Origin of the sequence: Pseudonocardia sp. NPDC049154, assembly GCF_040648315.1 — a bacterium.
GTDB lineage: Bacteria > Actinomycetota > Actinomycetes > Mycobacteriales > Pseudonocardiaceae > Pseudonocardia.
Map to the genome: position 1 here is coordinate 1 of NZ_JBEZDN010000209.1, position 7,360 is coordinate 7,360.

The following is a 7,360-nucleotide window of genomic DNA, read 5'->3' on the forward strand; positions in this document are numbered from 1 at the left end:
TCCGGGGGGGGGGCTACCCGGTGGGGCGGTGCGCGCCCCCCCCCCCCGGGGCGGAGGGAGCGTCTTAGCAGGTCTCCCGCGACTATCGCCACTCACGGGGTCAGTGGGTGCGGATGCGGGGCGCCTCGGTGATGCCGCGCTGCTTGAGCTCGTCGGCGATCCGCTCGCGCAGCAGGTACTTCTTGATCTTCGTGCCGGACATGGGCCACTCCCCGGGCGCGACCCACCGGACGTAGCGCGGCACGCGGTAGGTGGCGATCCGCCCCACGCAGTACTCGATCAGCTCCTGCTCGGTGGCGGTCGCGCCTGGTCTGAGCTGCACGAACGCGGCCGGGACCTCGACGTAGTACGCATCGGGCGCCGCGACCACCGCGACCAGGTCCACCGCCGGGTGCCCGAGCAGGTACCCCTCCACCTCGGCGGCGGCCACGTTCTCCCCGCCCACCTTGAGCATGTCCTTCAGCCGGGAGCGGAACGTGAGCCGGCCGTCCGCATCGGCGACGACGAGGTCGCCGGTGTGGAACCAGCCGTCGGCGTCGATCACCTCGGCCGTCCGCTCCGGGTCGCGGAAGTAGCCGTCGAAGGCGGTGGGGCCGCGGAAGAGCAGCTCGCCCGGGGTGTCGGGCGGGAGGTCGGCGCCGGTCTCCGGGTCGACGACGCGGACCTCCATCCCGGGCATCGGGTGCCCGCCCGTCGTCACGCGTTTCTCCAGCGGGTCGTCCCGGCGGTTGAGGGTCAGGAAGGCCGACGACTCGGTCATCGCCACGCAGGAGACGTGCACGGCCCACGGCAGCCGGGAGGCCATGTCCCGCAGCCGCTCCGGCACGCCGACGGCCATCACCAGGCGGATCCCGGAGAGGTCGAAGTCCGCGAAGTCCGCCCGGTTCAGCACGGGCATCCAGATCGTCTCGAACGCGGCGAGGGCCACCGTGACCCGCTCGGTGGTGAGCAGCTCCAGCGTGGTCGTGGGGTCGAAGTAGCCGGGGTGCACGAACGTCGCGCGGGCCGTCAGGCAGCTGAGCAGGAACGTGATGCCGCCGCCGTGGAAGAGCGGGATGGCCGTCCACACCCGGTCGGCCGGGGTGAGCGCCATCCGCTCGCCGATCCCGTCGGCGAGCCGGGTGAGGGCCTCGTGGCTGAGCATCGCGCCCTTCGGCGCGGCCGTGGTCCCCGAGGTGTAGACGATCACCGCGGTGTCCCGCACCCGGACGCCGGGCTGGCGCGCCCACACCTCCTCGTCCGCGGCCGCCGAGCGGTCGGCGGCGGCGAGCGACTCCGGGTCGTCGAGGGCCAGGACGTGGTGCAGCTCGGGGGCGCCCTCCGCCGTCGCCTCGCGGACCAGCGGGACCGACGCCGCATCGGTCGCCAGCACCCGCATCCCGGAGTGCACCACGATCTGCCGCAGCTCCACGGCCTTGAACCGCGCATTGACCGGCACCGTGACCGCCCCGATCTTCGCCGCCCCGATCATCACGGCGACGAGGTCGACCGACGCCGGCAGCAGCGTCCCCACCCGGTCGCCGCGGCCGACGCCGAGCCCGAGCAGCCGGCGCGCGTACCGCTGCGCCCGCTCCGCGAGCTCGGCGAAGGTGGCCCGCCCGTCCGGGAACACCAGCGCTTCGTCCGCCGGGTGCTCGGCGGCGCGCCGGTCGACGAGGTCGCCGAGGGTGGTCGGGGCGATCCAGCGCCGGGTCATCAGCGGTCGAACTCCACGATCCCGCGGATGATCGTGCCCGCGTGCATGTCCTCGTAGCCCTGGGCCACCTCGTCGAGCGAGTACCGTTTGGTGATCATCTCGTCGAGCTTGAGCCGGCCGTTCGTGTACATCTGGGTCAGCCACGGGATGCTGGTGAACGGGCTGGCCGCGCCGAACAGCGCGCCGACGATCTTCTTCTGCGCCATGGTCAGCTCGAGCAGGTTGATCGGCACCTGGGACAGCTCCGCCTTGCCCGCCCCGGTGACCACGACCGTGCCCGCCTTGCGCACGGCGGCGACAGCCTGACCGACGTGGTCCGCCGTCGTGACGCCGACGGTCACGATCACCGAGTCCGGCCCCTGCCCGTTCGTGAAGTGGCTCGCCAGCTCGGAGGCCTCCTCCATCGTCGAGGCCGAGTGCGTGGCGCCGAACTCCATCGCGCTCTCGCGCTTGAACGCCACGGGGTCGACGGCGATCACGTTCGTCGCGCCGGCGTGCGCGGCGCCCTGCACCGCGCTGGTCCCGATGCCGCCGATGCCCATCACGACGACCGTCTGCCCGGCCTGCACCTGTGCCGCGTTGACCGCCGAGCCCCAGCCCGTCCCGACGCCGCAGCCCAGCAGGCACAGCGGGACGAGCGGGACCTCCTTCGGCACCGTGACGGCCGAGTTGACGCTGACCGTGGTGAACTCGCTGAACGTGGAGATCCCGCACATCTGGCCGACCGGCTGCCCGTCGAGCGTCATGCGGTAGCTCGAGGTGTCCTCGAAGCGGGAGCCCACCATCATGTTGGCGCCCAGGTCGCAGAGGTTCTGCATGCCCGCGGCGCACCAGCGGCAGCGCCCGCAGGAGGGCACGAAGGTGAACACGACGTGGTCGCCCACCTCGAACCCGGGGGTCTCCGGGCCGACGTCGGTCACCACGCCCGAGCCCTCGTGCCCGCCGCAGAGCGGGTACGTGCCGGCGGGGATGTCGCCGGTCGCCATGTGGTCGTCGGAGTGGCACAGGCCCGAGGCCGCGAGCTTGACGGTGATCTCGCCGCTGCGCGGGCCCTCGAGCTCGAGATCGGCGGACTCGAACTTGCCGGGGGCGCTGCGCAGGATGGAGGCGTGCGTCTTCACGGTGGGGTCCTCCTCGGGATCCTCGGGGCGGCCACCGCATCGTGGCCGACGCCACAATGACTACCGACCGACCGGTAGTCACACAAGAGCCGGGTTGACGAACGTTCGCCAGGCCTGTCGGATGGTGATGTGAGTGCATCAACGACGAGCCCCACGGTCGACGGCTCCGCGCGGGACGCGATCGCGCAGGCGGTGGTCGGCCGGGACCGTGAGCTGACCCTGGTGCTGGCCGCGGTGGCGGCCGGCCGCGACATCCTGCTGGAGGGCCCGCCGGGGACGTCGAAGTCCACGATGCTGCGCGCCATCACCGAGCACTGGGACGTGCCGTTCGTGCTGGTGGAGGGCAACGCCGAGCTCACCCCCGCCCGGCTGGTCGGGCACCACAACCCCGCCCGGGTACTGCAGGAGGACTACTCGGCGGAGAACTTCGTGCCCGGCCCGCTGGTCGAGGCCATGCAGCGCGGCGGCTTCCTCTACATCGAGGAGCTCAACCGCGCACCGGAGGACACCCTCAACGTGCTGCTCGGCGCGATGGCCGAGCGCGCGGTCACCGTGCCCCGCGTCGGGACCCTCTCGGCCGGCCCGACGTTCCGGGTGCTGGCCTCGATGAACCCGTTCGACAACGTCGGCACCGCCCGGATCTCCGACTCGGTCTACGACCGCTGGTGCCGCCTCGCCGTGGGCTACCAGTCCGCCGAGGAGGAGGGCGACATCGTCGCCCGCCGCACCGGCTGCGGTGAGGGTCAGGGCGACCGCGCCCTGATCGACGACGGCGTCGCGTTGACCCGGGCCACCCGCACCCACCCGGAGCTGCGCCGCGGCTCGTCGGTGCGCGGGGCGATCGACCTGGTCGCGATCGCGATGGAGCTGCAGCGCATCGACCCGGGCGCGGAACGCAGCCGGGTCGTGCTCGACGCCGCGCTGCTGGCGCTGTCCGCGCGGGTCGGGGTCGACGAGGCCTCCGACGCCACCCCGGAACGGGTCATCACCGAGATCTGGGAGAACCATTTTTTCTCCGCCCCCGGCGGGCAGCGCCGGGCCCGCACCGCCTGAACCTCGACAACGCCGTCGCGCTGCCCACCGCCGACCCCGGTGAGCGACGGAACCTGGCCCCGTTGCGGCGCAAGCCCAAGCGCCTCGACACCGCACCCGAACTGTTCTCGAAGGGCAAGGGCGCGCCCGTCGTCGCCGAGCTGAACCCGGACCGCTCCGGTGGGCAGGACGAGCTGCCCGCCGGCGGACAGGGCGTGCTCGTGACCGCGCAGACCGCGCGGCAACGCGAGCTCGGCGAGCTGCTCGAGGACACCCCGCCGGACCCGGTGGTCGCCTCGATGGCCCAGGCCATCGCCCGGCGGCTCTCGGTGCGCCGCCGCCCGCGCGACGCCCGTGCCGAGCGCGGCACCGGGGCGCTGGCCTCGGTCCCCTACGCCTACCGCTCCGACGACATCGACCTCGACAAGACCATCGAGATGCTCGCCGAACGGCCCCGGCCCGAGGACACCGACATCATCGTCCGCGAGCGGATGAGCTCACGGCGGGCCGCGGTGCTGATCGTCGACGTCTCCGGGTCCATGCGCGGGGAGAAGGTCCGCATCGCCGCCGCCACCGTCGCGGCGCTGTCCGCGGACCTCTCCGGCGCCTCCGACCAGCTCGCCCTGGTCGCGTTCTGGTCCGACGCCGCGGTCCTCACGCCGCTCACCACCCCGGCCACGCCCGCGACGCTGCTCGACCAGCTGCTGCGCATCCCGGCCCGCGGGCTGACCAACGTCGGCTTCGGGCTCTCGGTCGCCCACGCCGAGCTGGCCCGCTCCGCCGCCCGCAGACGGACCGCCATCCTGCTCACCGACGCCGTGCACAACGCCGGCCCCGACCCCCGCGACCTCGCCCGCCGCTTCGGTGAGCTGCACGTCCTGCTCGAGACCGACGGCGAGCACGACCTACCGCTCGGGCGCGACCTCGCCCGCCTCGGCCACGGCACCCTGCACCCGGTGCACACCCACCGCGACGTCGCCCCCGCCCTCAACCGCATCCTCAACCGCTAGGAGAACTCGATGAGCCCCGTGATCGTCGTCGCCACCATCTCGCCCAAGCCCGGTGAGGAGCAGGCCGTCCGCGAGGCCTTCCTCGCCGCCATCCCGAAGGTCCACGACGAGGCCGGCTGCGGGAAGTACGCCCTGCACGAGAGCACCGGCGACTCGACCGACCTGGTGTTCGTGGAGCGCTGGGAGTCGGCCGAGGCGCTCAAGACCCACAGCACCGCACCGGCCCTCGCCGAGGTCGGCAAGGCGCTGAAGGGCCGCCTCGCCGGGCCGATCGACGTGAAGACCTTCACGCCGATCCCCGCCGGCACGACCGAGCAGGGCACCATCTGAGGGTGACCGTACGCAGCTCCCTGATCGGCCTCCCCGAGATCACCGCCGCCGCCGAGCGCATCGCCGGGCACGTCGTCCGGACGCCGACCGTCGAGAGCCCGGGCCTGTCGGCGCTGCTCGGGGTGCCGGTCACGGCCAAGCTGGAGCTGCTGCAGCGCACCGGGTCGTTCAAGGCGCGCGGGGCCACGGCGAAGCTGCTGTCACTCACGCCCGAGGAGCGGGTGGCGGGCGTCGTCGCGGTGAGCGGCGGCAACCACGGCATCGCCGTCGCCGAGATGGCCGCCGCGCTCGGGATCGACGCGGCGGTCGTGATGCCGGAGTCGGCGTCGTCGCGCACGGTCGCGGCCTGCCGGGCCACCGGGTCGGACGTGCGGCTCACCCCGGACATCGCCGGGGCGTTCGCGCTGGCCGCGGAGCTGCAGCAGGCCGGCCGGACGATGGTGCACCCGTTCGACGACCCGGTGGTCGTCGCGGCGCAGGGCACCGTCGGGCTCGAGCTGGCGGACGACGCCGGCGAGCTCACGGACGTCCTGGTCAGCATCGGGGGCGGCGGACTGATCTCCGGCGTCGCCGCGGCCCTGCGCGCCCGACGGCCGGACGTCCGGATCTGGGGTGTGGAGACGACCGGCGCCGAGGCCATGTCCGCCGCGATCACCGCCGGCGGACCCACACCGGTCACGCTGTCGTCGATCGTGACCTCGCTCAGCGCCCCGTCGGCTGCCCGGCTGACGTACGAGCACGTCACGGTCCTGGTCACGGACGTCCTCGTGGTGCCCGACGCCGAGGCCGTGCGCGGCACGCTCGACCTCGCCGCGCACGCCAAGCTCTGGACGGAACCCGCCGCGGGGTGCCTCGTGCCCGCCGCGCGCCGGATCCTCGACCGGGTCGGGCCGGGCGCCCGGCTCGGGCTGGTGGTGTGCGGCGGCAACGCCACCTTCGCCGACGTCGAGGCCTGGGCGGACCGGTTCGGCGTGCGGGACTGATCGCTCCCGTCCGCGCGTTGCAGGAGGCGTGGACACGCAGGTCGTGGTGATCGGCGCCGGGCAGGCCGGGCTGTCGGCCGCCTGGGGGCTGCGCCGGGCCGGGCTGGAGCCCGGTCCCGGGTTCGTCATGCTCGACGCCGAGGAGGCACCCGGCGGGGCGTGGCGGCACCGCTGGGACACCCTCCGCGTGGCCGGCGACGCCTTCTCCGCCCACCGCATCCACTCGCTGCCCGGGCTGGACTTCGCGCCCGAGGACCCCGACCGCCCCGCCAACCAGGTGGTGCCGGAGTACTTCGCGGCCTACGAGCGGGAGTTCGACCTGCAGGTCCGGCGGCCGGTGCGGGTCACGGCGGTGCGGCCCGTGGGCGAGCTGCTCAGGGTCGAGGCCGACGAGGGTGTCTGGACCGCCCAGGCGCTGGTCAACGCCACCGGAACCTGGACCCGCCCGTTCGTCCCCGCCTACCCCGGCGCCCGGGAGTTCCGCGGCCGCCAGCTGCACGCCGTGGACTTCCCCGGTCCGGAGGCGTTCGCGGGGCAGCGGGTGGTCGTCGTCGGGGGTGGGACCTCGGCCGTGCAGTTCCTGCTGCAGATCGCGCCGGTCGCCGCCGCGACCACCTGGGTCACCCGCACACCGCCGCGCTGGCGCGAGGGCCCGTTCGACGACGTCGCCGGGCGCGAGGCGGTCGCGCTCGTCGAGGAGCGGGTGCGGGCGGGCCTGCCGCCGCGGCCGGTGGTGAGCGTGACCGGCCTGCCGCTGACCCCGGCGTACCGGGAGGGGATCGACAGCGGCGTGCTCGCCCGCCGCCCGATGTTCTCCCGGATCACGCCCGGCGGCGTGGCCTGGGCGGACGGCACCACCGAGCCCGCCGACGTCATCCTCTGGGCCACCGGCTGGCGGCCGGCGATCGGGCACCTCGCCCCGCTGCACCTGCGCTCGCCGCAGGGCGGGATCGCGCTCGACGGCACCCGCGCCGTGGCCGACCCGCGGGTGCACCTCGTCGGCTACGGACCGTCGGCCAGCACCATCGGCGCCAACCGGGCGGGCCGGGCGGCGGCGCACGAGACCGTGCAGCGGCTGCGGGCGCCGGCGGCCGCCTAGGAGGCTGCTGAAAAGGTCGCGGCGTGGGTTCGGGTGTTGATCTCGCCCGGCTGGCAGGCTGGGCGGGTGCAGGGTCGGTCTGATCCGCA

General features: G+C 74.2%; 7 protein-coding genes. 5 read left to right on the forward strand and 2 right to left on the reverse strand.

Annotated elements, in window-relative coordinates:
• Positions 1–100: 100 nt before the first annotated feature.
• Both AB0B41_RS41990 and AB0B41_RS41995 read right to left on the reverse strand, forming a co-directional pair.
• The gene (locus tag AB0B41_RS41990) at positions 101–1,696 is read right to left on the reverse strand and encodes an AMP-binding protein (protein ID WP_358212672.1); all 1,596 of its coding nucleotides are present in this window, start codon (positions 1,694–1,696) and stop codon (positions 101–103) included.
• Entirely contained in the window at positions 1,696–2,817 is a 1,122-nt protein-coding gene (locus AB0B41_RS41995) for an NDMA-dependent alcohol dehydrogenase (RefSeq protein WP_358212673.1), read from the reverse strand. The genes AB0B41_RS41990 and AB0B41_RS41995 overlap by 1 nt, the downstream gene beginning before the upstream one ends.
• Before the next feature lie 129 nt (positions 2,818–2,946).
• Here AB0B41_RS41995 and AB0B41_RS42000 point away from each other — a divergent pair, with 129 nt between their 5' ends.
• The 5 genes from AB0B41_RS42000 (at position 2,947) to AB0B41_RS42020 (ending at position 7,271) form a co-directional block, all read left to right on the forward strand.
• Positions 2,947–3,870 carry a MoxR family ATPase gene (locus AB0B41_RS42000; protein WP_358212675.1) on the forward strand — a complete coding sequence of 308 codons (924 nt, stop codon included), beginning with the start codon at positions 2,947–2,949 and terminating at the stop codon, positions 3,868–3,870.
• 62 nt (positions 3,871–3,932) lie between these two features.
• Positions 3,933–4,859: a vWA domain-containing protein gene (locus tag AB0B41_RS42005; protein WP_358212677.1), complete on the forward strand. Its 927-nt coding sequence runs from the start codon at positions 3,933–3,935 to the stop codon at positions 4,857–4,859.
• Between the two features lie 9 nt (positions 4,860–4,868).
• On the forward strand, positions 4,869–5,189 hold the full coding sequence (locus tag AB0B41_RS42010) for a putative quinol monooxygenase (protein ID WP_358212678.1): 321 nt from the start codon (positions 4,869–4,871) through the stop codon (positions 5,187–5,189).
• Between the two features lie 2 nt (positions 5,190–5,191).
• The gene (locus tag AB0B41_RS42015) at positions 5,192–6,172 is read left to right on the forward strand and encodes a pyridoxal-phosphate dependent enzyme (RefSeq protein ID WP_358212680.1); all 981 of its coding nucleotides are present in this window, start codon (positions 5,192–5,194) and stop codon (positions 6,170–6,172) included.
• Between the two features lie 28 nt (positions 6,173–6,200).
• Entirely contained in the window at positions 6,201–7,271 is a 1,071-nt protein-coding gene (locus AB0B41_RS42020; RefSeq protein ID WP_358212681.1) for an NAD(P)-binding domain-containing protein, read from the forward strand.
• Positions 7,272–7,360: the final 89 nt, after the last annotated feature.